Source organism: Microbulbifer mixtoriginis (SeqCode), from assembly GCF_052467515.1.
Genome location: NZ_CP174314.1, coordinates 1,312,856 through 1,339,839, shown reverse-complemented (window position 1 = coordinate 1,339,839; position 26,984 = coordinate 1,312,856). Strand labels below are relative to the sequence as shown.

The following is a 26,984-nucleotide window of genomic DNA, read 5'->3' as shown; positions in this document are numbered from 1 at the left end:
ATTGACCAAGCATCAAGTAATGTGCCTGCATTAATAATTAACAGAAATATTAGGAACACGATTATTATGAAAAAGATCCTTACCGCTGCTTCTATCTGTTTAGCCTCTTTTGGGATAGCCGGGCTGGCGAATGCAGAAACCTGGTCTCCCCCAGGTGCAATCGCCCTAGCGAGTGATGGTAACCTCGAAGTAGAGAAAGGTATCCTGCTTCAATGTAAACTTTCTGGAAGTGTCGACTCTACAGGAGCAGATGCCTCGGTTGGAAGCCTGGCCCTCTCGGGAGGTTTCCTTAACATTTGCGGCACTATTTCTTTTAGCGGGCTACCATATGCCCTTGTAGGACATGCAAACAATACTGTAACCCTAAAAAATGTAAACGTAGCAGCTGTATCAGGTAATTGCGCGGGAGATTTGAATGGAAGTTTCGACCAGTCAACAGGCAAAATTACCTTTAATGATGCCCAAATACCTAGTACTGGATCAGGATCTCCCTGTGTTATAAATGGCGTTGTATCTACCAATCCACAATCATCATTCACTGTACCCTAGATAACCCCCTATAATTTAGACGCACGGGGTACTATCAGCAATAATGATGGTGCCCCTTATACAATTAATTGACCTATAACAAAACACCCGCCTAACCTAACTACCCTCAACTCACCCATCTCCAGCCAAAGAACCTAAGCTTTAGCAATCGGCTAAAAATTCATGAAGAAATATTCAAAAAACTGGCAAATTAACAAATAGCAAGTTTACATTTAAAAACGCACCTCAATTTGTCAGAAGAACCTATCCAACAGATCAAGGTGCCCTTAAAGAGGCAATTAACATTTAAATCTGTCAATCAGCCATAATCTCAGAGTTTAAAACCCTTTACTTATACTGAACCCAACAATACGAGGCTCTAAAGTAAATACATTTGTGGTGAGACCTGAATCATCACTATTAGTAAACATGTCTGTGATCGGTGCATCATCAAATATATTCTTCACATAGAGCTGCATATACAATTCTGAGTTAGGATGACTCAAACTGACTGAAGCATTGAGGTTACTCCAGGCCTTTAAACGGTCATATTCTGTATTGTAAACCCTTGCATAACTCTCTGATTGACGATAATAGTCAGTTCGCAAAGTTAGGTCCCAATCTTCAATAGGAATTGTATGCTCCACTCCCAAATTTACTGTGAACCGTGGGGCATTTGGCAGTTCATTGCCACTTAAATCGGCGGCAAAGCCTCTCGCTCCATTCGGTGCATCAGTGAGCGGGTTATAGGGGTCGATATTTAACCACTCATGGAAATACTGGCTAGACTCTATTTCCGGTGTGAAAGAACCCCATCTACCCGTAGTATCACATAAAGCCCAAAGCATTAATGGGTATGGTATTGCAAATGTCGCCTCCACCACATCTTTCGGCGCAACGCAGTTAGAAGGAACTTGAAGACTTGGGCGAACCACTAACCAATCCTCATGTCCTTGAGTACGGTTCATTACATCAATAGACTCTTCACCATCTGCAATACGGGTCTTTAGGTAACCCATATTCATATCTAGCCGAGTGTTGTCTGTAAGCTGCCATGCTAGTTCCAACTCAATCCCCATACTCTCTGCATCAAAGTTTTCGTTTAACGAAATACGGTCAACAATTTGGGAAACTTGATAGTCGCTATAGTCATAGTAAAAAGCATTAGCGTTGAGAGTTAAACTGCCATCAAGTAAAACATTCTTTGTTCCAATTTCAATTGCATTAACAAATTCAGGTTTAAAAGTTTCATCTAAAGGTTGGTATTGCACAACGTTGGGATCAATATCTGCGCGAGGGGGATTGGTGCCGCCCCCTTTGTAACCGTGGGCAAAGGAGAGATAAAGCATAGTTTCATCGGTAAAGGGCGTATCTGTACGCCAGTCTAGTACAGCGCGCCCAGTGTACTCCTTCCAGCTTTGAGTAACGGCATCACCCTCCGGATACCCTTTATAAACCAGCCCCCCAGAGGCAGGGCCAGGAACGATCTCACCGGTATCATTATCAGTTTCTGTTCCCAGTAATAACTGACTGGGTACCGGTGTGGAACGCTTGCGATCATTCGTGTAGCGTAGACCAGTGGTAAGCTTTACATCATTATTAATTTGCCAGTAGGTTTCACCAAAAATAGCCCAGGATCGGGTTTCCACTAGATTTCGACTGAGGAAATAATTATGACCTTCCTCATCAATATTCTCTAATGAGTTGTAATCCACATACATACAATCTTGAAAACCCTCAATGTTCTGAGGGTCCGTGCAATTCTCTGTACCCAAACCAGCCTCAGGATCATCAACGCCATTATATACATGCTCGGCAATCAGGGAGAACATATTATTAAATACAAAATAATCATCCTGAGTTTTAAAATCTAGATAATTAGCTCCCACAACAAAATTCCAAGGGCCATCAAAGGATGTTTGCAATCTGAATTCTTGACTCCACTGTTTGTTATCAGATCGGCTGATATCCACTGCCAAGACGCCATCCGAAGGACCTAACTGTGGATCGGTGTAGATCCCATCAGGCGTAGGGCCAGGATCCAATCCATATTCAGTAGAATCACTAAAAATCGAGTCTGACACATACCGGTTGTAATCTTGGGAAGAGTAATAGTCGTCCTTGGCATAAGTCGACTGGGAATAAAATGTAAGAGTATCACTCATTTCCCATGCAAAATTTAACTGTACCAAGTCATTCTCAGCGCGAAACACAGGATCAAAACTGGTAGCAATTTCACGCAAATCCCTGGACTGCTCAGCATTGGCATAAGGATTTGGAAGAAATTCCTTCATTACCGGATAATAGCCTTGAAGAAGTGCTTGTGGAGCAACAACAAATGCAAGCCCCTTAGCATTGGTTGTACCATATGCTTCATCACTATAGATTGAGCCGGGTAAACAACCTTGACTAAAAAAACCTGTGAAATTTTCTGGTACTTCAACATCTCCAATCATTGAAACGCCTGGATCTGTCGTACAGAGCTGCTTCCCTGTTCGTGAACGCTTATCATCCTCCTCAAAATGCTGCCAAATTAGATTGGCGCTAAATGTTTCTGATGGATCCCACTCAAAAATTGCCCGAGTGGAATAAAGATCACGATCATTAACGTCATTGTCTGTATAGGTATTAGTATCAAATCCATCGCGCTTGGTCATAGCACCGGAGAGGCGTAACCCCATGGTTTCCCCAATGGGTAAATTAAACATACCGCTAGTACGCTTCGAATTATAACTACCTATCTCCGCTTTAATTTCAGAGGAAAATTCATCCTCTGGCATAACCGGCAACATATTAACCACACCAGCTGTGGCATTACGACCATACAATGTGCCTTGTGGTCCGCGTAGCACTTCCACCCGCTCAACATCAAAAAACTCCTGCTCAAACAACCTGTTACGAATCAATGGAGCATTATTAAAACTCACTGCCACTGCAGGATCTGTGGCGGCAGAAACGGCCTTAGTGCCAACGCCGCGAATGGAAAAGTTATAGGTACTAAAATTTGATTTGGAGAAATTTACATTCGGTATCGCCCGTAGTAGTTCCTCACCACGTTCGATCTTCAAGGCATCCATGCTATCCCCAGAGAGTGCCGAAACTGCAATAGGAACATCTTGGATACTCTCCTCAATTTTCTGGGCCGTTACCGTCACTTCCTCGATCGGCTGTTTGGAGCGGCTACTTCTTTCCGTATCCTGTTCCTCCTGGGCTAGGGCCGCAGTGGAAACGGTAGACATCACCAGACAGGCTATTGCAGCGCTGTACCAGGGCGTTGTTTGATTGAGCGGATTGGTGGCACGAATCGCTTGTGCAATCAAATTTTTTTGCTTACGCAGGCTCATCATCATTCTGATTCTCTCTATTATATTTTCTCTGTTTTTCTGTCAGCCAAACACCACCTTATCTCAGGCCTAACTAGGTTTAAGACGCATTTACAGCACAGTCGGGGGGATCTAACCCCAGATTTTTCAGATCCACATTTACTAAATATTCGCCCCCAGAAATCAAGGAGATTAAATAAAACAACAATTAACACAACCAAACAATAGCGGTGACCAAAAGTTACAAAATCCGTCTTCTCAGCGTTACACTCACTAAAAAGGGCAACTTATTTCAAGCAGGAAGATCTCACCTTTCATAAATAAAAAAGACTAGCCTCCAAAAGGTCTTTTCGAGTGTAGTTCAAGTAAGTGCAAGCGGATTTACAATTGGGGATAAATATAGCTTTTTAGAAAATCTTTAAATCTGCAAAAACCATCTGAAGATGAAGGAGACAATAAAAGTAGAGAAGTTTTCTATTTGAGAGGCAAACATCAATATGCTTAGGTGAATAGGCGTAAATTCAAGTACTAGATTCTAAAATTTGCACAGATAGACTTAACCTGCAATTTAAAATACTTGTACTTAACCAATCTTTAATTGGATGATAGCCTGATTAAATATCCAAGAAAAACAGGTTATGAAACCTCCTCCACTGCCCGCCTAACCCTAATTAATGCGCGCTGGATAAGTTCCTTTACAGATTCCTTGGAGATTCCCATGCGTTCGGCAATATCCTGATAAGTCAACCCCTCAAAACGGTGAAATTTAAATGCCGCCCCTGCACGTGGTGGCAGCCCCAGAATTGCTTTTAAGACGCACCGACAATCCTGCATACCTATTACTGTACGCTCCGGTGTAATAACATCGGGAATTTCATAATCAAGGGAAAGTGACTCATGGAAGGCTCGACATCGAGACTTGTGGTACCGACTGTGACTAACCAACAGATTTTTAGCTACCGTATAGATATAGTTTCTTGGATTTTCTATCTCTATATCGGACTGATTAAGGTGCCAGTGTAATTGAGCAAAAACCTCTTGCACTAAGTCATCAACATCAGCTGAAGCTACTCGAGAAGAAAAGTATCGTTTTAATCCTGGGCGATACTTATCCACCCAAGCTGAAATATCTTTTTGATAAAAATTATCCATAGTGAAACACACATGTGATTCAAATGATATTTAGTGCTCCCCAGACACAGAAAAGATTAGACAAACAACCAATGCAAAATCCACGAAATCCAGAAATTTATTCTTGTTATTTATCTGTAACAACCCCCCCTAAAAATCAGGCCAAGCAAAACATAAAAACTACTTGGTCACAACGAAAGAAGATTAAAAACAACCACGTTAAGGAGAGTTAACAGAATAACCTCACAAAATTTTTTGATAAATGCTTGAAAGGACTATTTGAGCAAAATGAAACGCCTTTTTATAACTGAGAGCAAAAAATCAAATAATCTCCAGAACTATTTTCCCACTTCTTATCCTCAACCTGAGTACCAACAAAATTAATCGAAGTTAATCTACCAATCGAGGACCTTTCAAGCAAACTGTGCCGCCCCCACCTTGTTCCAACGAGAGATTCCCAATGCTCATCAACTCAGAATTGCCAATCATTCTATGCAAAGCCGTCCTCACATATAGATAGCGCCAACCAAGCAAATCGCAAAATGGTACAAATGCATACCCTTCGGAGAGTAAAGAGTTATGAAATCAAGCCATAGGACTATCGTTTGAAGCAAGAGGTTGAATTGAATGACAATTCATAATCTCAATAACATTCAAGACTGAAAGCTCCAAGCTTACGAATATGAAAGGGTTTCAATCATTTCAGCAAAGGTAAGAGACCCACCTCTTTTACCATCAGCTGGCTCAATCAAGATTTTTCAAGTATAAAAATACAAAAAAGTCACTCTAGGGAAGGATTGTAGCCAATGAGTTTTACTTTCAATCTCCATTTTTTAAAGGTCTTTCTACTTTTAAGTTTCCTTGTTGGTACAACAACCACCCATGCCAAATCCCCTGTTAATGAAGAGGCATTTACTTTCACGACCTGGAATAAGCAGACTGCAGACGGCTATAAGGGCTTCTTTGAGGCAATAGAGAATCGTAATAATCCAGAAAGCCGCTCGCTGAAACTTCACTATGTACGCTTTCCGGCAACCGGAAAAAAGCCGGGCCCGCCGATTATTTATCTTGCCGGTGGCCCTGGTGGATCGGGCATCATGGCCGTCAACTATCGTTTTGATATGTTTATGGCTTTGCGGGAGTACGGCGATGTGATCGCCCTGGACCAGCGTGGCACCGGCCGCTCCAACGATCTGCCTCACTGTGAATCTCGGCAGGTTGTTCCCGCCCTGAAAAAAACAACTGATAGCCAATACATCGAATATCATCGCGAAGCTCTGCGTGAATGCCTAGCATTCTGGCATCAAAAGGGGGTCGATCTAGCCGGTTACAACACCCTGGAAAACGCTCGCGACCTGGAGGCCCTGCAACAACATCTGGGGGTAGAGAAGATTGTGTTATGGGGCACTTCTTACGGCAGCCACCTTGCTCTAGCGGCAATAAGGGAGATAGAAGACTCCATAGACAGAGTGATCCTTTCCAGTGCTGAAGGCCTGGATCAAACTGTTAAATTACCCGTGCGAACGGGTTCTTATTTAGATCGACTGCAACTCGCCCTGGACCAGCAACCCGCAGCCAAAGTGGCCTACCCTGACATCAAGGTTCTTTTCGATAGAGTGCACACAAAGCTGGAGCGGGCCCCAGTCAAAATCCAGATCCCTCAGCGGGAAGGCCACACTCTGGAGTACCTGCTTCAGCGTAGAGACATGCAACAAATTGCCTCCGCTTTTATTGCCGACCCCAAAAGTGTCGCCCACTTGTTAGGCTTCTATCGAACTCTTGATTTGGGGCATGTTCCGGCTTTCGATCGAGTTCCCAGGCGCTACTTTCCCGATGGATTCTTGAGTCCAGGCTCTCCAATTTCCCTGAGTGCCATGCCAACGGCAATAGATATAGCCTCAGGTATAAGCACACAGCGAAAGTCTGAAGTGAAGGAGCAAGCAAAAACCGCCCTGTTAAGTGACTATCTCAACTTTTCCTATCACTACGATGGTTTGGCTGAGCAGTTGGACCTGGGTGATGCTTTTCGCAGCAACCCCCATAGCAATATTCCCATTTTGCTATTCAGTGGCACTCTTGATGGCAGAACTTACATAGAGAGCCAGCATGAGGCAATGACAGGACTTAGTAATGCCACACTGGTAACAGTAGAAAATGCCGGTCACAATTTATTTATGGCATCCCCAGCGATACAAGACACCATCAACTCGTTCATGGAGGAGCGCCCAATCGAAAAAACCACTCTTACGGTGGATTTACCAGATTTTTCACCACAATAAGGCTTGCCCACCCAGATAGCGGCAGGTCAATAGTGCCTGCTGCCATATCCAGCCCATATTCCCTCGTTTACCCAGCCCTTGCACATTAATCTTTCAATAGATGAAATTGGAGGCGGGGGATGACCAATATCACCGACGAAGTTCATCGTGGTGCCATCTGCGACCTGCGAGCGTTGCAACAACCCGGTCTACAGACTTTCAAACGATATATTCGTGGAAGCTTGCCGGGACCGCCCTTTTGGCGGCTCACAGGTATGCAGCCAACGGAAGCAGGGTTGGGCAAAGCCACTTACTCAATGCCCATCACTCCCTGGCTGGCAGACGGCACCGGGGTCTACTGGGGTGGTATCTACGCGATGTTCGCCGACGCGCCCCTCGCCTCTGCAATTTGGACGACTCTCCCGGCCGGTAAAGTACTTAGCACTTCTGAGTTGAATATGTGTTTTATCCGGCCAATTACCAGTAATACTCAGAATATTGTTGGCCGGGCCACGACTGTGCATTCCGGTAGCCAGGTGGGGCTCTCCAGCATTCAGATCAACGATCAAGATGGCAGAACCCTCGCCTATGGAAGTACCCGCTGCCTAATTGCAGACTTCCCAGTCAATCCCGATCAGGAGCTACCTCTGCCAGACCTGGGACCAACCGATCCCCCAGACCCCTATCTCAGACCGCCACCTAAGCCCTATTTCTGTGATATGGGGCATCTGCCGGAACAGGTACCTATTGAGCTTCAGCGAACTACCATCAATGAGGGCCGCATTCACCCCGTATGGTTGCTCACCGGTTACCGCGCCATCGAAATCGAGAACGGCCGCTGTATTTCTACCATGCCCTCATCCCCCTGGTTCTCTAACGGCACCCTGTCTATCTACGGAGGACTGCTCGCCTGGGCGGCGGACTTCACTATGGGGGCGGCCGTATATTCCACCTTACCGGCGGGCAGTATATTTGCCACCTTAGATATGCATATCCGCTTTGCCAGACCGGCCAAGCTCAACAGTGGGGACCTGATCCTCGAGGCGCAAGTTCTTCACCGCGGCCGCCAGCTACGGGTTTCCTCTTGTAATATCGATACCCCCAGCGGCAAACGCGTGGCAATTGCCACGGGCTCAGCACTAATGATTCCAGGGGGTGCACAAATGTTGAGCGATGGTAAAGAGCCCGATGAGATCATTGCTACCGCTACCTCTGGTAAGCCCTGGACCCCTTAAATCAAATTCCCTGCCAGCACCGCGGCTATCTTCAGGTAAAATGCCCCACATCTATGAAAGGGGTAAGTCCCCAATTACACTTTGACCAAGTAGCCACCAAACTTACTGGTGGCACAATCCAATTACTATTGCAGGAAACATACTATGGCCTCACTGCAAGACCAGCTGTTACAAGCAGGACTCGTCGACAAGAAAAAAGCCAAACAGATCGGTAAGGAAAAGCGCAAGCAACAGAAAGTTGCAAAGAAATCTTCACAACCACAGGTAGATGAAACAAAGTTAGCCGCGCAGCAAGCGCGTGCGGATAAGGCTGCACGGGATCGCGCCCTGAATGCCGAACGTGACGCTGCGGCTCAACAGAAGGCCATCGCAGCACAAATCAAGCAACTGGTGAACAACAACCGCCAGCCCTACTCAGGTGAAACCGCCTATAACTTTACCTTTGATAAAAAAATCAAAACTATCTATGTCAGTGAAATCCTGCGGGATCATCTCATTGCCGGCCGGTTGGTGATTGTCGCCCAGGGTGAACAGTTTGAACTGGTACCCAGAGTGATCGCCGACAAAATTGCCGAGCGCAATACCGAAATCATTGTCAAACCTACCGAAACTTCGACCTCGGTGGACGAAGACGACCCCTACGCCGACTTCCAGATCCCCGACGACCTGATGTGGTAAGCCGGTACATGGAGCAACAAGTTACACAGACAGTGGAACAATGGCTCACCGATGTTGTGGTGGGCCTAAACCTCTGCCCTTTTGCGCGCAAACCACTACGCGCAGGCCAGATTCGTTATAAGGTCTGTAAGGCAAACAACGAGGATGCTTTACTGGCAGACCTCCTTGCTGAGCTTCAACGACTCGACAGTACGCCGGAAAACGAACTCCTGACTACCCTGCTGATTATTCCAAATTACCTAAAGGATTTTGCTGACTACAATCAATTCCTCGATCAGGCCGAATGGCTACTGAAGCGCAACCATTACGAAGGTATCTATCAGATGGCCAGCTTCCACCCGGAGTATCAATTCGCAGGTACTGCCCCAGAGGATGCCGAGAACCTCACCAATCGGGCACCCTACCCGATTTTGCACCTGCTGCGGGAAGAAAACCTAGCCAAAATGATTGATCTTTACCCAAACCCGGAAGCTATTCCGGAAAATAATATCCAACGGGTAGAGTCTCTTACTCAGGAGGAGAAGCTAAAACTCTTTCCTTACCTTTTCCAGCAGCTGAAAAAATAAACGATGAAGCCCATCGCAGAACTTCTTCGCCTAAAGAAGAAACTCCGCATTATTGGCTTTGACGATGCCCCTTTCCAAAAAGAGCGGGGCTCACCTGTAAACATCAGCGGGATAATATGTACCGATACCCGCTTTGAAGGCATGCTCTGGGGTGAGGTACAAAAAGACGGCATGGATGCTACTGAAGTTATCACGCAAATATTGCAAAGCAGCAAGTTTTACCCCCAGATTAACGTGGTACTGATTGATGGCGTCGCCGTTGGAGGCTTTAATATCATAGATCTCCCCAAACTGGCTGAATCCTTGAAGCGCCCCTGTATCGCGGTAATGCGTAAACCACCGGATATGTCAGCCATTAATAAAGCCCTGAAAAACTTCCCTGATTATTCACTACGCAGGGAGATTCTACTTAAAGCAGGCAAGGTTTATTCTCACCGTAATTTTTACTTTCAGGTACAGGGCTGTGTCCCGAACATTGCCGCCCAGATACTTGAGCAAGCTACTGATAACGGCAATGTGCCTGAAGCCCTGCGTTTAGCGCATATGATAGGCGCAGCAGTAATGACTGGACAAAGTGGGAACAGAGCCTGAAACATCTCTTTAATGTATTTTCTTATCCTTGGCACCTTTGAATTTATTCTTTCCACAATCCAATTAAGGCTAAGAGTGAGGACATCTTTCATTGGATACCAAACTATTATCGGCGACCTGTATCTCAAAATAGGCTGTTAGGAATTCTTTTATCGATCTTTCTGCTCAGCTCTTCTCCTCCCTATTGATCAACCCTCCCAAGATATCTCAAAATATCTATTATACTCAGCAGCAAGCAATAGTAATCTGAGTAAATCAGGATCACTCCAATGCCTCAATACTTCAATATCACCTACTGCCTTGACCTCAATATCACCAAGAAAGTAAATTACGCCTATATAGAGGATAATAAGCTGGAAGAAGGCTTTGTTGGTTACAGGTATCGAGTGGAATGTACATGCAGAGCAAAATACCAAGATCCTCCCACCGACATGTCATTCCTGAAAAAAATATTTAAAGCTGAGATTCAGGATCTCTGCGATCATGCTACGATTATTGATTATCAAGACCCCTTTTTAAAGGAAATTATTAACTCCATAGAATACATGGGCATAATCCATCAACAACAAAAAAAGGCACAATTTATTCAAGCGAACTCCAAAATTGGGAAATTGTGTATAACACCCTTTAAACCAAGCTCCGAAAACCTCGCTAAAGCTTGGCATGGTGCCATTCATCAAAGAGTTGCCGCCAATAGCTCAGACCTAGATATTAATTTCGAAAAGATCAAAGTCTGGGAAACCAACAATTGGTATACAGAGTTCTCTGTAGATCTGTAATTAAAATAGTGGATACTGATAGCAAAACAAGTTTCACTTAGAGTGGACCACTCGGGTACATTTCAAGGCTATTTTCACTGGTTTTTAATGAAAGTAGCCCTGAATATTAAAAGGTACTGCAATCTACAGAATAACAGCGCTATCCCTCGAGCCAGAGGTAAAAAGAGCGACTAAAGAAAACTGGCTAAACCCTTGGTCCGTTGAAAGAAACTCCTTGCACCAAAAGTGTAAATCTTCAGAAAATGCAGCTATAGCGGATTGTTTGTCGTCATCAGTTTTAAACTGAGATTCTTGAAATTGCTTTTCCAGCGCAGTGAAGTGACAGCGAACAACAGCCTGGGCATCATTCTTTCTTTGGTCATCCGTGACGGTCAGGGTTAATTGCGAGCTGATGGGTTCCCACTGAATAAGGAAGTAACGAGAACTATCATTTACATTTTTACTTAGCTTGGAAATAGCCAGCTCAAGGCTTTCGGCAAGATCCTGATAAATACCCTCACTGCTTAATGCCTGACTTTCCGCATTATATATTTCATACTCAGTATTATCCCCCTCTACCGCTTCAAAGGCGGATATCGAATGACTCATATCCCAAATTAAACCCATAACTCCTCCAGCCAGTCGATCGATTACTCTTACAAGTGAACTATTTTACGACGTTCACGGCCTCCGTACACCCACTTACGAGGTTCAATTGACTGTATAGATTATAAGCAGTGATCTAGGCCAAGACTGTTATATTTCAGATACTCAGAAAAGGACTATGAGGACTACCTGCCCTCAATTTCGGTCAATTTCCGCGATTTGTGACAGTCTAAAAACCTAACCCCATTTGCCAACCGCAGCCTTTACTTGTTTGTGGGGCGCTGAGATACACGCATGGTGATGTCCGCGTGAAACACTTCCTCACCGTTAGCATCGAAGACACCCACGGGCATAACCACATCACCAACCTGAATAGATGCAAAATCTGGATACTCACAAACCGCACGCAGGTTGGTTTTTGCCATTTTCAGGTACTTAACTTCCATCCCCACGGGTATCCAACGAAAGCGGCGATCCAGAGAAACATCCAAGCAGACCCCGCCGGCTAGTTCGGCAGCATTACACATCGCAATCGCATGCACTGTGCCTATATGGTTTGTCACTCCCCAACGTTTCTTCAGCAATACTTCTACACGCCCCGGTGATACCTCAGCAAAGCAGGGCTTAATAGACCTAAAGTAAGGTGCTTTGAAAGCGACCACCTTCGAAACTGTCCAACGCCCAAACGCCGAACCACCAAACTTCTTCCAAAGCTGCAAAACTGCACTCTTCGAGGACTGATACTCCATCTTGTCTCACTACCTTAACCGTTTACTGATAAGCCCTTTGCTAAGGGGCTTGTTAACGAGGGCACTATACAACATCTCTTCTCTAAATCAGGTAATCAGAACTATCAGGGTAATTGACCCTCAAGTGCGCCTAGGGGTTGCCCAAAGACAAAGGAAGCGGAAGATGACCTGTACTCAAGCCTGTGTAGGCTCTCATCCACAGTTTAACCATGCATGCCAACCCTGCACTGAAATTAGCATTTAAATAGAAAGTAAAAGTCGAAAATCTAAAAACACATTTACCGGAGCTTAAATATCTATCTATGGCTTGTGAATTGTGAGAACCATTCCTTATCGACAATATGTAATACTTGAAGAAATTTTACCTATAAATCTACAGCAAAATCAAAAAAACCTAAAAACCACCTTTAACTTGTATACTGGTTATTGTTTAATTTCGTAAGTTAAAATCATAAAAGTCTAAATACTAACATTTAATAAAAGAGGCTTACCAATGCCTATTGAGCGATTAAGAACTCCCGAAGAGCGCTTTTCCCTTCTGCCAGGCTTTCCCTATCAACCAAAATACATCGATACTCTGGATGGATACGATTCAATGCGTATGGCCTACATTGATGAAGGCACCTCTGATGCAGAAACAACATTTCTTTGCCTACATGGGGAACCAACCTGGAGCTATCTGTACCGAAAAATGATTCCAGTATTCATAGAAGCTGGGCACCGGGTTATTGCTCCTGATCTCTTTGGTTTTGGTCGTTCCGATAAACCAACAGATGACAATACTTACACCTTTAATTTTCATCGCAACAGCCTGATACAACTTATTGAACACCTAGACCTAAAAAATATCACTTTGGTATGCCAGGACTGGGGTGGACTTCTAGGCCTCACTCTGCCAATGGATATGCCGGAAAGATTTACACGATTACTGGTAATGAATACTGCGATTGCAGCGGGGGATGGCGCTTCGGAAGGTTTTTATCAATGGAGAAATTTTTCTGTCAGTGTTCCAGAGATACCGGTAGGCGGCTTAATTGCCACTGATGCCAGATCGGAAATCAATCTATTTGATATAGTGGCTTATGATGCTCCCTTTCCCGATAACCGCTATAAGGCCGGTGTTCGTCGCTTCCCCTCAATTGTTCCCGTTGATCCCGACATGGAGGGTGTAGAACTGGGGCTAGAGGCCAGAAATTTCTGGTCCAAGACCTGGGAAGGCGATAGCTTTATGGCAATTGGAATGAGGGATGCCGTACTCGGTGAAAAAGTAATGGAAATGCTTAGGGGGACTATCAAAAATTGTCCTCCGCCTCTCAAGCTTGAAGAGGCTGGTCACTTCGTACAGGAATATGGCAAGGAAATTGCTGAAAAAGCCCTATCTCATTTTCAGCTACAAAAACCTGCCCAATAGATAAGAGTTAAAAAATTAGTGTTCATTGCATCTAAATCAGGCCGAATTAACGGCCTGATTTACTAGTCGAATAATTTGATCAACACAACTCAGTTATTGACAGTAAAACTGCTCGACTTGCCTGAGTAGCTGCTAACCTTCCCTGTCCAGCCACTTTTCCAGTTTCCCTTGTGTTTTATGCGATAAGTACCCGCAGGAGTATCCTCACCAATTACCCACTGCCCTTCAGCAAAGGAGCAGGCCAGGCAGTCTACCGCAGTATCCCTTGTCCAGATAAAGCGAGTATCCAAGTCATTGTCAGTAAGATAGGTTTCCCAGTTGCCATTTACCTTACGTTGAATCTCTATAAAGGTATCTCCCGTTCTGAAATCGTTACGGGGATGACCGGAGCGAAAACTCGCGGAGACAGTATCACCAACAGAATAGTTGCTACGTACATCATTCCAAACCTGGCCGAAGGATTCCCATAGGCGCTTATCATCGTAGACGACACCAATGACATGAATAATTTGGTCATTCGATAAATCTGTTGGTGTCGGCCCTGCATCCACCGCCAGATTATTATTCATGGCGTTGGCCATATCTGTATAAATCTGTTGATAAGCCGCCAAGGTATTGGGCCCATAGATCGTGTGCCCCCCCTCATAGTGTTGTCTGTCAAATTCTTCATGAGTGGTCACATAACCGGTATAAGCATTGGCCAAACCGGCAATAACTACCCTGGTAACACCGTGCCCCTGCATTGAGGCCAATACCTTTTCTTCCAGGCGGCGACCAGCCATAGTGGTCATTTCACTCGGCGCGGCCACTAGGACCAGGGACCCAATGCGAAACATCTGAAATGGCAGATAAGGGGTATACAGCTGCTGCCCTACTACTTTACGCTCAACAAAAGTGGGTTTGGGATATTGGCAAGGATCATCCTGTGTATCCTTATAAACTGCAGCCGCAGAGAAAGCGTTCATTAACCCAAAGAGCGGGAAACCTCTGATCACTGATTCGAATAGGCTTTCGCTGCGATCCCACTCAATGCCTTCGTTTTCAACTGACATCCCCTCGAAAATACCATCAATCCCACTGGGACCATCCCAGGAAGAGCCAGCTGTGAATGACCAGCCCACGGCACCTTCGCAAATATTTTGCTGCCCTTCGCCAGTATATTCCCCGGCTACGGTATAACCGGGGAAATATATGTATTGATGGCGATAATCAAGATTGTTCAATAATTTATTGTTCGAGGTACTGTAAAGAGACTTCGCTTTGTTTGCCTGTTTTTCTGCAGCCAACTCAAGACTCTCATATTCACTGGAGCCACAACCATTCCCTGGGCCACAAATATTGGGAGAAGCGTCACCTAGATTGCTATTGGCAAAGGCCGCAACAAGATTTCCTGTCGAATCTGTCTGATTTGAAGCCCATTGCTCAAATAAATAACTGGCAGCCCCCTTGTGATCACTACTCAACTGACGTTGACCGGTACCGAGTGAAACATTGTGTAGCGCAAACCAGTTAATAATACCCAATGCTTTATTATTCGCATTAACCAGCTTGAGCTGCGTCATAGTTTTGTTGGTATCGTATTGGTAATTGCCCGTATCCGGATTTTGCGCGTAGGGCTCCGGGTTGCGGTTGACACTCGTGTTGAGCAAGGTACCTTGCTCCAGGTAAATGTCGCCCTCTGCCAAACTGCTATTTGCCATAACAATAGATTGGTAGATACCTTCTACGATCGCGTTATAGTTATCTTCCGCATAACCCAGTGCACTCATATTGAGCATCACATAGTGATCATAACCTCCAGGGCCTACGTGGGTGTGGGTGGCCGTGAGCATCACATTTTCATCTGTAAAGCGGTCGTTGCCATACCTACTCTTGAGCTTGGCAACCACACCCTGTTTAACACCTTGGGTAATACTCTGTAAATCGGCGGAAACAAATACCAGACGCTGACTATCATGAGGATTGGCAATTACAAAAGCACGGGACCACAAGCGGCTATGAATTCCTTTGGTTGTCTGACTGGTTTCTCCATAACCAACCATACCAACATCGGCGGCTGGCCCAGTGATATCGTATTTACCCGTACCTAACAGCCACTCTGCACTGAGAGCCAGGGGGGAGAATCCAAGCAGTATAAAAAATGTGGTATACCATCGAATTATTTTTGTCTTCATTTTTTCTCCATAATTTTTATACGAAAAGTCCTTTCAAAGGCCCTCTATCCTTGATTTCAAGGCGCCAAGAAACCAGTCCCTTCCGAAAAAATCAGCTTGATATTGTGTGATAAAAACTGGCCGAACCAGTGGATGCCTGTGAGTAATTACCAACTACTCACAACGGTTTTCTATTCCTGATACCGCTGCCTTAGCACTCTAGAAACTGCGAAGAATGATCGGCAGGGTCGATGTCCTTGATCGCACCAGGCGTTTATTATTCTGTAAAGGCACGCGGGTGCCAGCATACTCTAATTATCCCAGTCAGTGTGGTTAACAGAACTCAACGGCCGCCAAAATAAATCTGACATGATAAATTTCAAAGTAATACCAACCCAATAAAAAACAGAAATAACAATTAATTATTTCTGTTTGCGCCAACTGACAGCACTATTCATCTTATAAAGCACAACAATAAAAAGATGACTCGCGCGTTCTAACAAACACCTGATCAGCCGCTCATCTACCATGGCGATAAAGGGCGTAATGAAAAAAATAACCGATAAAATTCATAGGCTTCCAGTAAACAATCACTGAGGAATGCTGGGAAGGGGATCAAAGTATGGCCAGGTCTTTTCCGGATAAAATGACCTACAAATGGGATAAAATAGAGAAAAATATACCTTGGCTATTTAGTCACGAAAATCCAGATATTCCAGAAAGAAACTTTATTGCCCAGAAAGGGCCCTAAGATGAGTTGCAAATAATGAATAAGCAGTGGTTAGCAAATGCGTATTAAATTACTCAAAGCGGGTTTCACCTCCCTATTCTTACTCGGCATCACACCTCTCTCCATGGCCGCAACCAACTGTAAGGTCAATATGGTTGTCCAAAGTCAATGGGATAAGGGCTATATGGCCTCTGTAGTGGTCCGCAATACTGGCACAGAGCCTATTAATGGATGGAACCTTAATTGGCAATGGCCCGGAGACCAGGTAATTGACGGCTCCTGGAATGCCAGAATTTCCCAAAATGGCAATACTGCAACAGCGGAAGGTACAGGTGACTTTGCCAATATTCCTGTGGGTGAGGCTCGCTCTTTTGGCTTTAATATCGTCTACTCTGGAGGAACACAAGTCCCCTCCAAAATCAATGCCAGTTGTCAGAATCAGCAAACCCCTCCACCGACAACATCAGAGCCACCGAAAACCAACCCGCCCTTATCAGCAATAGAGAGCTACAACTATATTTTGGGCACCCAGACTATCAGCCCTAAGTACAGTTTCACAGGCGAAGGCTCTCTAGTCGAATCCGCTAAAGCCATCCGCGCAATGGGGTCCAACCTACTTAAGATCGCCCTGTCTACCGGCTTGTACGATGAGCTTAACGGCTTGGGCCTTGACTACCAGTTCAAACGTATGCTGGAAGAAGTACCCGCTTACCGAGAGGTGCTTGATATGGACTTCTCCCACTATATGTTCTGGGTGGAGGACTCCGGATCTTGGATGGACAATAAAGGCATGTCTCAGGAAGAGCTCACCTGGCAGTACGATAAGATTTATGCGATGGCCGAGTATCTGTTAACGAAATACAGCGGCTCAGGTAAAACGTTTATGATCGGTCATTGGGAGGGCGACTGGAACCTCGTGCAAAAAGCCGATGGAACACGGGACGACAACCAAGTGAAGATTGATCCGCTGCGTATTCAGGGATTGATCGACTGGCTCAATATTCGCCAAAAAGCCATTGAAGATGCCAAGGCCAATATTCCCCACTCCAACGTCAACTTATATCACTATGTAGAGGTGAATCGGGTTGAATCCGCAATGCAGGGTAAAGAGCGCATCACCAACGCCGTGTTACCACACACCAATGTCGACCTCGTTTCCTACTCAGCCTATGATCTGACTACCAAAGAGAAACATTCTGATTTTGCCACCCTACACGCCGAGCTAACCAAAGCACTGGACTTTATTGAGTCAAAACTGCCGCAAAAAACTGGCCTGCCCTTCGAAAAGCGGGTGTTTATCGGTGAATACGGTTACGGTGAATCTTGGTTTAAAGACTGGGGCACCCGCTCTGGTGAAGCGCAAGATATGTTGTCTCGCAATGTAATTAAAACCTCTCTTGAGTGGGGCTCTCCCTTTATTCTTTACTGGCAGATGTACGGGAACGAATACGATAGCTGGATTAAAGAATTTGTCGGTTACTGGTTGATTGATAACAATGGCAATAAAAAGGAGATTTATCAAACCCACAAGAATTTTTACACTGATGCCAAGAGCTATCTAAATAACTATCACACCAAGCAGGGGGCTTTACCCTCAGAGTCTGAATTCCGCGCTTTTGCCCTAAAATGGTTTGAATCCTCTACTGCTACTAAACCTGACAACACCACTGAGCCCACATCAGGTACGAACACTGGGAACGGCACTAATACTGGAACTGAGCCAACACCCGCAGAACAACCCCAAGCCTCAGGTCAATGTACGGTGGAATACGCCATTCAAAATGACTGGGGTAATGGATTTATGGCCAATGTTGTCATACGCAATACCGGGGATCAGCCACTGGATGCTTGGCAAATAAAATGGCAATGGCCGGGCAACCAAAAAGTAACCCACTTTTGGAATGCTGAGGTGGTTGACCACTCTGGCTCGGTAACTGCTAGCGGCCAGGATGTTATTCCACCAGGAGAGGCACGTGCCTTTGGATTTAATGGCGAGTATAGCGGAACCAATAGTCAGCCAACTCTTACTGCCACCTGCCAAGCCAGCGGTTCATCCCAGGTTGACACCGGCAATCCAGCAACTCCCCCCGTAGCCGGAAACCAACCCGACGATCGCGGAAGCTCCTCTCAGGATGGTGCCGGTAAAATCAAACTTTGGTTTATCGGGGATTCAATCACCTATGGTATGACCACCCTGCCCTACAACTCAATGGGGTTCCGCTCACAAATCTGGCAGCAAATCGTCGAGGCCTCTGATGGGAAATCCAGCTTTCCACTAAGCAGTAGCGATAATAACGGCAGCCTGACCATTAGCTATAATGGTCAACCCGTAGAAACTATTGGTACTGTGAGTGGCCCAACCGGACCCAATGGAGTAGAGAAGAAGACTGGAAATTACTGGCATACCGGAATTCCTGGAGCAAGTACGAGCGATATGCAGTGCTTTCTTAATCCTACAGGCCATCAAATTCCAGCAGGTTATAGCTCTGCCAGCTGCGCAGATGCTATTGCCTACTTTAATTCTGTCGTTACTGAAATGTGTCGTGAAAGTGGTAACAGCGCAGGGTGGTTAGACAACCAAGCCTGCCCATTAAACCTAAATCTGGCGGCATCAGATGCTATTATTGTGCCTATCCAGCTGGGCACAAACGATATCACCCATCTCAACCGGAATGGCGCTACCCAATGTAGTGCGGCTCCGAAGGCTGGGAGCCTAACGGCTAAGCGCCTAGACGAAGTAGTGAAAAGCATTATCTCTAGCAATAATACTCGAGATAAAACAACGTTGGTGGGCAAAATATACAGCCACCTAAGTGCAATGGGTATACCGGATAATAAAATTGCCTTTGTAATTTCCACTATTCCCCGTAGAACGAATTTGGATGGTCAGGACCCTTCCAACCATTGTACAGACTATTACAACAGGAAAATCAAGAGTACTATTGCTAGCATCACTCCTCCGGTAAAGATTCTTCTTGTTGATCAGGGCAATATTGTACCGACAGGTGATTCTGTACACCCAACAACAGCCGGACATAAAGTTATGGCCTGCAACTTGCTGTATGGCTATAACTATGGGCACTCAGAAAATTTTAACTGTCCTACCCCTAATAGCACACCAAAAACTGGATTACTGCAAGCTTTTGCTGCTGTATCAGTGAAATAGCCTCTATTAGCTATTAGAAAGGAGTTCTAAAAAATTCTAGTAATCCATTAAAAAAGAAGTGATTTATTGCGGAGCATTTTTGCAAGATGTAAAGTCCCCATGGATTGGTGCGGTATCATAAATAATTGTTACAGCCATAAAAGTACTGAAATCTTCCGTTAAATCGAAGAGGTCTACCACATCAATTGTGGCCGGACCTCTTCCTTCTACTGACCGGGTATAGCTAAGATGTAATGCAACTTGGTTAGTCTTTAACACACCCGAAAGTATATTATTCAGTTTCATAGCACGATCACTAATTGACTGAAAAATATAGGAATAAAAACTCTCTACTGAGCATTTCCCAAAAATTGGCGAATAGACCAAAGCATGTTCCGAAAACAGTGAAAGAAGTGTATCCAAGTCCCCCCGCTCCATGGCAGATAGATATTGGTAACAGAGCTGCTCGGTCTCTTTAATATCTACAGATTTCTTCATCATTTATCTTGCCTAGCCAAAGTTCGATCCACCATCTCACCACAAAGCCCAAGGTAATTATTGGGATCAAGCAGCTTATCCACTTCATTATCGGTTAAGGCCTTAGAAACCTCATTATTCTCCTTTAATAGATCCGCAAATGGTCGATCAGTTTCCATTGCTTGACAGCAAATTTTGTAAACAAGATCGTGAGCTTTCTCACGGCCAATCTTTGGGCCTAGCCCCATCATCACCGCTTCAGAAGAAACCAAACCTCCAGTCATCTGTAAATTTCGCATCATATTATCTGGGTGTACATTGAGACCCCGCAACGCGAACTTCGCCTGTGCCAATGCCGCAGCGGATAAACAAAAGATTTCAGGAAGAACCACCCACTCAATCTCCCAGGTTCCCGTCGCACGCTCGTGATCTTCCTCCATAGCATTGAGTAACGCCGCCACCTGTTGTCGCACAATGGGCACTATTCCACTCATATATACTGAGGAAACTGGGTTGTGCTTTTGCGGCATAGTGCTAGAAGCACCGCGCCCCGCAGTGAAGGGCTCCGTGACCTCCCCGACTTCTGTCTGTGCCATCAGTTTGATATCTAGGGCTATCTTACTCAGAGTGCCGGTGATTAACCCCAATAGACAGGCGACTTCAGCTATCCGGTCACGCATGGTATGCCAGGCGATAACAGGTATAGCGAGATTAAGCTCCTTCATAAGTCCAGCCTGCACCGCTAGGCCTTGATCTCCCAAGGAGGCTAGGTTTCCCGCAGCACCACCAAATTCCCCGACTAGGACTCGTTTCTTAATTTCTGCAAGCCGTTGCTGGTGCCGATGAAAACCCGCTAACCACACAGCTGCTTTATAGCCAAAGGTAATTGGTACAGCTTGTTGAAGGTTGCTTCTCGCAACCATTGGCGTATCCCGGTAATCCTCGGCTAGAGAGGCCAGCGCACCGGCGATTTCATCTACTTCCGTCTCCACAAGCATTAATGCTGCACGAATCTGCAATACAGTAGCGGTGTCGGTAATGTCCTGAGTTGTTGTGCCCCAATGGCACCACTGCCCTAGACCACCGTTACAACGCTCAACTAACTGCTGTACAACTCCAAATACCGGGTAGCCAATTAACTCTGTCTGGGATCTTAACTGCTCAAGGTCAATTTCTTCAGCACGACAATGTTGGCAAATCTCATCTGCTGCCTCTTTTGGAATGATATCAAGTCTCGCCTGTACCCTGGCCAAGGCAGCCTCTACATCCAAGCAGTACTGAACTCTTTGCCGGTCAGAAAAGATCTCACTCATGGCAGGAGTGCTAAAGAGACCAAAAAAGACCTGCGAGTCTATAAGAGTTGCAGCCATTGTTAACCTCCCAAATAACAGGTAACAGCAGCGCTTTAAAGCAAAGTGTAATAATCAAGAAGAGCATAAAATGAGGCAAATACAAGCATCAGTGTGCATATGCCACATTTTCTTTAAAGAGTAGACAATAGTCCCAACTTTCAGAAACATTGGTATGATCCATAGCTGGTAAACTTAACCGGGTCAAATTAAGAAACTATGTAATCAAATTGAAGCAAAGTTGAGATATTCGGCGCTAACCAGCACCTAGGCCAAATGCTAAGTATCCGGTAATAGCCAACAGGAGAAGAAGCCCAATTAATCCCGCCCGACCAGGTAATTCTGCAGGTGATGACTGTATGTTTTTTTCACGTACATAGGTGTTAACAATAATTCTTGCTTCTTTAAGATTAATATTCTTGTATTCACGCAGAAGCTTCATAGCTTGAATCATTTGGCCACTTTCAATTGCATCAACTACATCTTCTTCCAATTTCATCATTGGTCCAATTACCGCTCAAGGAACTATAATTTTGGCATATAAAACATGAAAATTCATGAAATCTACTATAGTTATGTCGAACCATTCCTATTAGTGTAATTGGTTCTATAAGAACATCCCCTCAAGAACCTGACTACAAATACCCACAAATTCTTAAATAATCTTTAATGTTACTGACTGAAAAAATAAACTATGTACTCTATAACCACCTAGAGCAAGCCGCCACTAAATCCTTTTTTGCAACTACAAAGAAATCAACTCGAACAGGCGAAAATAAATTAGTATCAACGCCTACTAACCAGGAGAAAGCCCTTTTTTGGAAATCCTAAAGACAGCAGCGTTAAAGCACTTAGATCACACAAAAACATTGCCTGTGAGGCTTACAAGTGCGACAACTATACCCTTCTCACACATCGACCAACACAAGAGCAACTCTCTTTAACCCAATAAGATATTGAAATCATTGATTGAGATCAATCACCCGCATCTCAAGACAGGAAATCAAAAACTATAAAGCACAAAATAAAAGGCATGCTTTTGAAATATTTTTGAGCACAAAAAAATTATTAACCATTCAAAAGAAAACAAAACAAACACTAAACCTGCATCAACTCTCTCTTAAAAAAAGCAAATACCTCCAAATAGGTATAGAGACCTAATCACCAAGAATCACAGCTAACAAAAAACCATAAAATAAGAAGCGCCCATGGGAAATCAATTACAATTTAACAATTGCCAATAAAAATCCAACTTCGTATACTGAAATTCTATCAAAAAACAATAAACTTAAAGCTAGTGGGCACAGGATGTGCATTGACAACCTGAAAAGCAAACAAGCTATACCATCAACATCTAGAAAAGGAATTTTAACATTAAAACGAGCAACACAAGCCGAGTTTGGCTGGAAGATCTATCCGAGGAAGCACTTAACCATAGGGCTGTAAATCATAGCTATTTAATACAATTTAGCGAGGCATCCCTGCCAAATTTTCCTTACGTTGTGGCTGATTTTGCACAACAATACAGCCTATACACATCCCGATTTATTAACTTATTAAGTGCAGCCATCTCCAAGCTGACCATTCCGGAGCACCGAAATATACTCTTGGAAAACCTGAACGAAGAATCTGGTAATTATGAGGAAGATGAACTCCGAATACTAAATCACCATGGAATAGATCCAAGGTGGATAAAAAATATCCCCCATGCTGATCTTTTTACCCGCTTTAAAGAAAAGGTCACACAGGGTAAACAAGAAACACCTCTTTCGGATGATGCAATCATCTGGTATGACATGCTTTCAATGGTATTACTTTATGGCTCTACCGAGGAAGCAATAGGAGCTTTAGGGATAGGAACAGAGCATGTAGTGAGTACAATTTATCCATATATTGAAAAGGGGTTGAAGCATTTACCTGACATTCAGCCCAAGGACTACTGCTTCTTTTCCGTTCACACTCTAATCGACGATGATCATGCTGAGAGTCTCAACCAGATCGCATTAACTTTTGCCGAGACAGAGGAAGGAAGGAGGCGTCTTCGCCAGGGTGCAACTAAGGCTCTGAATTTAAGAGCTGCTTTTTGGGATGGCATGCTTGCACGAGCATACAACAATACAAAAATCATCGACAACAATTATAACTCGACAACCACACAAGTATCAGGAGTGGCTCAGGATGAACCAATCTATATCAACTGAATCAATTTATAATGCACAAGCCACGAATTGGCTTAGATCAGAAAAAATACTGTTGAGCGACTTCACGGCAAGACCTCGTGTTTTAGAGGCTCTGGGCAAAATCAAAGACCAAGATATCCTGGACTTTGGCTGTGGAGAGGGCTATGTATCACGCATGCTGATAGAGGCTGGTGTCAAGTCAATTTTTGGAGTTGACTCTTCTGCTGAAATGATAGCTCAAGCACAATCGATGGCTAAGGAACTCAAGCTATCTAATGCAACTTATACCGTGGGCAATGCAGTTTCATTTAATCAATTTCCACAAACCAGATTCGACAAGGCCATTGCCGTATTCCTTTTCAATTACCTGACTATCGAAGAAATGACTCAGGTAATGAGTAAAGTACGTTCTTTGCTGGTAGCAGGTGGTACTTTTGTCTTTACCGTACCCCATCCATGCCTCCCCTTTATGAGGGAAGAAAGCCCACCGTTTTACTTTGAACATGGTGAAAAATCTTATCTCGACGGTATAAATAAGACCTTTGAGGGGAAAATCTGGCGTAGAGATGGTGTACCGGTCTCTGTTCGCTGTGTACATAAAACCTTTGCACACTACTTCGAAGCCCTTGCTAAAGCCGGCTTTAACAGCCTACCCGAAGTCAAAGAATTAGCTGTAACGGATGAACATCTGGCATTTGACCCTGAATTTTTTGGTCCACTAAAAGGCTATCCACTGCATGTGTTATTTAAGGTGAAGGTAAATGATTGATATAGCACCTGAGGAGACTATCCGTGCACAGGCATGGACAGCCGCAGAGTTGGAAGCTAAACCCAACTGGAAATTTAATTGGCCTAATGACTGGCCAAATGAAATCAAAGCCCTGCAAGAATGGTCTAAAGAGCAGGACAACCCTATTCGGGCTTTGCAAGCAGATTCTGTTGCCACTCCTCAATTTGATCAGCTCGCCCAAAAAATCAAAAGTGAAATCCATGAAGGCAATGGTGTTACTTGGATTCGAGGAGTAAAAGGCTTTGATCAAACAACACTAAATCTTCTGTTTCTCAAAATCAGCCTGGCAATGGGGCAGACTATTGATACCTACGGTAGACTCTACGGCATTTTAGATACGGGCAAAAGCTATAAAGACGAAGCCATTCCTGTTTCACAAACTAACGCAGCAACTGGTGTACATACAGATAGCTCACAACGAGCCATACAACCAAATATTTTAGGGCTCTGCTGTATTACCCCCGCGATTCAAGGTGGTAAATCTAAAGTAGTTTCTGCAGCCCAGGTACATCAAAATCTCAAGAAACAGGCACCTAAAAAGCTAGAGCTGCTCTACAAGAATTACATTCGAGATCTTGTCACACCAGGGAGCGATAAAGATATCCAGAATATTCTGAACAATCATTTCCCGATTTTCAGCTATGCCAATGGCAAAATTTCTATCCGCTATATGCGCTACTGGATAGAGAAAGGCCATCAACGAGTCAATAATCCCTTAACGGCAGAGGTACTTCAAGCACTGGATCTTCTTGATGGAGAACTAAACAACAAAGAAAATGTTGTTAGCTTTTATATGAATTCTGGCGATATGATTTTTATTGACAATACTAGAGTCTTGCACGATCGCGATGAATTTATAGACACACCCGAGCAAAAACGTATATATACAAGGGTGTGGATAGATTAAGTGCTTACAGGCTCCAGGAGAATCTTCTCCGGGGGCCTGGCAATTAGGTACATAAATCTACTGGGTAAGTAATTATAAAGTCGGATCCGCTTTAATCATTCTCACTAGCAACATAAGTATGAGGAAGCTGAATATATTCAAAAAACTTTCGCCCAAATCGGCCTCCAGTACTCTCTCTAACTCCAGATCTGCCAAAAAGCAGCTCCCCTATATTTACTCCAACTCCAACATAGAGCTCTCTACGCAAAGGGTCGTCTCGTTCTTTTTCTTTCAAAGTGAAACCCCGAGCAAAGTAACCCCCATGTAACTCCAGATAATTAAGAGGATTTCTCCGTGATAAGCCAAAACCACTTAACTTTAAGGCCAGTAGATATTTTTGCCCCGAGTAATCTGAGTGTGGCTTAAAGCCAGAGCGATTACCCGATGGAAGATATTCTAGACGAAAATCCAGCTTTTCCCTAAGCCCGGGGATATTCCGTCTTAGGTAAGAGATTCCTACCCCTGCAGTATTGGCAACAACGTCCTCCCAGGCAAAGCCATGCTCCTTAGAGTAACCATCGCCTAACTCCACAAATAACATACTCAACCAAGCTAGAGTAACTGCACTAGCCTCCGCCCCTACAGCATTATCAGCCTTGCAGTGAATGGCATCTGTAAAGAATTCACTGAGAAGATAGCTCCCATAGACATGACCGAGCTTATCCATACCACCATTGGCAGTATCATCCTCAAAGAAACCCTCACTAGTTGTACCAAAACTACTAGATCCCCAGTCCCAATCCACTAAACCAATCGCTAAAGTGGAAACAGCTACCCCTGCAGCCTCAAATGGAATGGTAGAAAGATGCTGCTTGAATTTAGGCAGTTTAAAGCCATGCCATCTAGAATCAGCCACCGGATACTGCTGTACACAACCAAATCTTTGTGATTCTTCTAAAGACACTGAATAAAGGTCTACAGGGCTGGTCACCTCTTTAGCTAACCCCTCAAAGCTCCATATAACAAAAAGCATGACCAAAGAAATTCTCTGAGCTTTTACACGATTCATCATTTCCATTTATTCCTTTAATAGGAAAATCCGACTTAAACTTTTATCACATTCAAGGGTAAGTGTTGTATGACAAAGCAAGCTACCTTAGCAATAAAGCCAAACTTGATAGCTCAACCTTCCTTATTATCTCTACATATACCAATCATTAAGCATAGGAATAAATATAGACAAGGTCCAGAAACAGACCTAAAGGTGATTATTGCGCCAAAAAAGTGGGGCAGAGCATATTGAATCAACTGATTTTATTACTGGAACAACTCATTTCAAGACAATGCATCAGCATATAAACACCGCCCCATGAGGGTAAAGCATTTATAAAGGTAATGTAATTTATTTAATATGAATAATCGACTAACCGCCAAGCATTG

21 protein-coding genes are annotated in these 26,984 nt (G+C 44.3%); 12 read left to right on the top strand and 9 right to left on the bottom strand.

From position 1 onward, the window contains the following. Positions 1 to 66 precede the first annotated feature (66 nt). The gene (locus ACJJIT_RS05745; RefSeq protein ID WP_252082480.1) at positions 67 to 549 is read left to right on the top strand and encodes a hypothetical protein; all 483 of its coding nucleotides are present in this window, start codon (positions 67 to 69) and stop codon (positions 547 to 549) included. 317 nt (positions 550 to 866) lie between these two features. Here the strand turns inward: ACJJIT_RS05745 and ACJJIT_RS05740 are convergent, their stop codons facing one another. Together ACJJIT_RS05740 and ACJJIT_RS05735 are read right to left on the bottom strand one after the other, a co-directional pair. Beyond that, positions 867 to 3,878 carry a TonB-dependent receptor gene (locus ACJJIT_RS05740; RefSeq protein ID WP_444900266.1) on the bottom strand — a complete coding sequence of 1,004 codons (3,012 nt, stop codon included), beginning with the start codon at positions 3,876 to 3,878 and terminating at the stop codon, positions 867 to 869. A 609-nt stretch (positions 3,879 to 4,487) separates the two neighbouring features. After that, a complete protein-coding gene (locus ACJJIT_RS05735; RefSeq protein WP_252082484.1) occupies positions 4,488 to 5,003 on the bottom strand; it encodes an RNA polymerase sigma factor in 516 nt (171 codons plus the stop codon). A gap of 785 nt (positions 5,004 to 5,788) precedes the next feature. Here ACJJIT_RS05735 and ACJJIT_RS05730 point away from each other — a divergent pair. The 6 genes from ACJJIT_RS05730 to ACJJIT_RS05705 all read left to right on the top strand — a co-directional run bounded on the left by ACJJIT_RS05730 (position 5,789) and on the right by ACJJIT_RS05705 (position 11,089). After that, a complete protein-coding gene (locus ACJJIT_RS05730) occupies positions 5,789 to 7,261 on the top strand; it encodes an alpha/beta hydrolase (RefSeq protein WP_444900265.1) in 1,473 nt (490 codons plus the stop codon). Between the two features lie 119 nt (positions 7,262 to 7,380). Continuing rightward, a complete protein-coding gene (locus ACJJIT_RS05725; RefSeq protein ID WP_252082487.1) occupies positions 7,381 to 8,475 on the top strand; it encodes a PaaI family thioesterase in 1,095 nt (364 codons plus the stop codon). Between the two features lie 144 nt (positions 8,476 to 8,619). After that, positions 8,620 to 9,153 carry a DUF2058 domain-containing protein gene (locus tag ACJJIT_RS05720; RefSeq protein ID WP_252082489.1) on the top strand — a complete coding sequence of 178 codons (534 nt, stop codon included), beginning with the start codon at positions 8,620 to 8,622 and terminating at the stop codon, positions 9,151 to 9,153. Positions 9,154 to 9,161: 8 nt separating this feature from the next. Next, on the top strand, positions 9,162 to 9,719 hold the full coding sequence (locus tag ACJJIT_RS05715; protein WP_444900264.1) for a DUF1415 domain-containing protein: 558 nt from the start codon (positions 9,162 to 9,164) through the stop codon (positions 9,717 to 9,719). A gap of 3 nt (positions 9,720 to 9,722) precedes the next feature. Continuing rightward, complete coding sequence (locus tag ACJJIT_RS05710; protein WP_444884251.1) at positions 9,723 to 10,310, top strand: endonuclease dU; 588 nt, start codon at positions 9,723 to 9,725, stop codon at positions 10,308 to 10,310. A 269-nt stretch (positions 10,311 to 10,579) separates the two neighbouring features. After that, the gene (locus tag ACJJIT_RS05705; RefSeq protein ID WP_444900263.1) at positions 10,580 to 11,089 is read left to right on the top strand and encodes a 6-carboxytetrahydropterin synthase; all 510 of its coding nucleotides are present in this window, start codon (positions 10,580 to 10,582) and stop codon (positions 11,087 to 11,089) included. A gap of 123 nt (positions 11,090 to 11,212) precedes the next feature. Here the strand turns inward: ACJJIT_RS05705 and ACJJIT_RS05700 are convergent, their stop codons facing one another. Together ACJJIT_RS05700 and ACJJIT_RS05695 are read right to left on the bottom strand one after the other, a co-directional pair. Continuing rightward, the gene (locus ACJJIT_RS05700) at positions 11,213 to 11,695 is read right to left on the bottom strand and encodes a hypothetical protein (RefSeq protein ID WP_444900262.1); all 483 of its coding nucleotides are present in this window, start codon (positions 11,693 to 11,695) and stop codon (positions 11,213 to 11,215) included. A gap of 242 nt (positions 11,696 to 11,937) precedes the next feature. Next, entirely contained in the window at positions 11,938 to 12,423 is a 486-nt protein-coding gene (locus ACJJIT_RS05695; protein ID WP_444886779.1) for a hotdog fold domain-containing protein, read from the bottom strand. Positions 12,424 to 12,916: 493 nt separating this feature from the next. On the opposite strand from ACJJIT_RS05695, the gene ACJJIT_RS05690 reads away from it, so the two are divergent. Continuing rightward, positions 12,917 to 13,834 (top strand): haloalkane dehalogenase, encoded by a 918-nt coding sequence (locus ACJJIT_RS05690; protein WP_444900261.1) that lies wholly within the window; start codon positions 12,917 to 12,919, stop codon positions 13,832 to 13,834. Positions 13,835 to 13,923: 89 nt separating this feature from the next. Here ACJJIT_RS05690 and ACJJIT_RS05685 read toward each other — a convergent pair whose 3' ends face one another. Further along, positions 13,924 to 16,008 (bottom strand): neutral/alkaline non-lysosomal ceramidase N-terminal domain-containing protein, encoded by a 2,085-nt coding sequence (locus ACJJIT_RS05685; RefSeq protein WP_444900260.1) that lies wholly within the window; start codon positions 16,006 to 16,008, stop codon positions 13,924 to 13,926. A gap of 767 nt (positions 16,009 to 16,775) precedes the next feature. Here ACJJIT_RS05685 and ACJJIT_RS05680 point away from each other — a divergent pair. After that, positions 16,776 to 19,883 (top strand): cellulose binding domain-containing protein, encoded by a 3,108-nt coding sequence (locus ACJJIT_RS05680; RefSeq protein WP_444900259.1) that lies wholly within the window; start codon positions 16,776 to 16,778, stop codon positions 19,881 to 19,883. Between the two features lie 63 nt (positions 19,884 to 19,946). Here the strand turns inward: ACJJIT_RS05680 and ACJJIT_RS05675 are convergent, their stop codons facing one another. The 3 genes from ACJJIT_RS05675 to ACJJIT_RS05665 all read right to left on the bottom strand — a co-directional run bounded on the left by ACJJIT_RS05675 (position 19,947) and on the right by ACJJIT_RS05665 (position 22,187). Continuing rightward, positions 19,947 to 20,363 carry a nuclear transport factor 2 family protein gene (locus ACJJIT_RS05675; protein ID WP_444900258.1) on the bottom strand — a complete coding sequence of 139 codons (417 nt, stop codon included), beginning with the start codon at positions 20,361 to 20,363 and terminating at the stop codon, positions 19,947 to 19,949. Continuing rightward, positions 20,360 to 21,709, bottom strand: coding sequence for a 3-carboxy-cis,cis-muconate cycloisomerase (pcaB, locus tag ACJJIT_RS05670; RefSeq protein WP_444900257.1), 1,350 nt, complete (start codon positions 21,707 to 21,709; stop codon positions 20,360 to 20,362). The genes ACJJIT_RS05675 and pcaB overlap by 4 nt, the downstream gene beginning before the upstream one ends. Positions 21,710 to 21,944: 235 nt before the next feature. After that, complete coding sequence (locus ACJJIT_RS05665) at positions 21,945 to 22,187, bottom strand: hypothetical protein (protein ID WP_252082508.1); 243 nt, start codon at positions 22,185 to 22,187, stop codon at positions 21,945 to 21,947. Between the two features lie 1,003 nt (positions 22,188 to 23,190). Here ACJJIT_RS05665 and ACJJIT_RS05660 point away from each other — a divergent pair. From ACJJIT_RS05660 to ACJJIT_RS05650, 3 genes are read left to right on the top strand one after another with little or no spacing between them, the layout of a single operon-like run. Further along, the gene (locus ACJJIT_RS05660) at positions 23,191 to 23,889 is read left to right on the top strand and encodes an iron-containing redox enzyme family protein (RefSeq protein ID WP_444900256.1); all 699 of its coding nucleotides are present in this window, start codon (positions 23,191 to 23,193) and stop codon (positions 23,887 to 23,889) included. Further along, positions 23,867 to 24,637, top strand: coding sequence for a class I SAM-dependent methyltransferase (locus ACJJIT_RS05655; RefSeq protein ID WP_444900255.1), 771 nt, complete (start codon positions 23,867 to 23,869; stop codon positions 24,635 to 24,637). Before ACJJIT_RS05660 ends, ACJJIT_RS05655 begins: the two co-directional genes overlap by 23 nt. After that, positions 24,630 to 25,565 (top strand): TauD/TfdA family dioxygenase, encoded by a 936-nt coding sequence (locus ACJJIT_RS05650; RefSeq protein ID WP_444900254.1) that lies wholly within the window; start codon positions 24,630 to 24,632, stop codon positions 25,563 to 25,565. The genes ACJJIT_RS05655 and ACJJIT_RS05650 overlap by 8 nt, the downstream gene beginning before the upstream one ends. 91 nt (positions 25,566 to 25,656) lie before the next feature. Here the strand turns inward: ACJJIT_RS05650 and ACJJIT_RS05645 are convergent, their stop codons facing one another. Further along, entirely contained in the window at positions 25,657 to 26,616 is a 960-nt protein-coding gene (locus ACJJIT_RS05645; protein ID WP_444900253.1) for a DUF2279 domain-containing protein, read from the bottom strand. Positions 26,617 to 26,984: the final 368 nt, after the last annotated feature.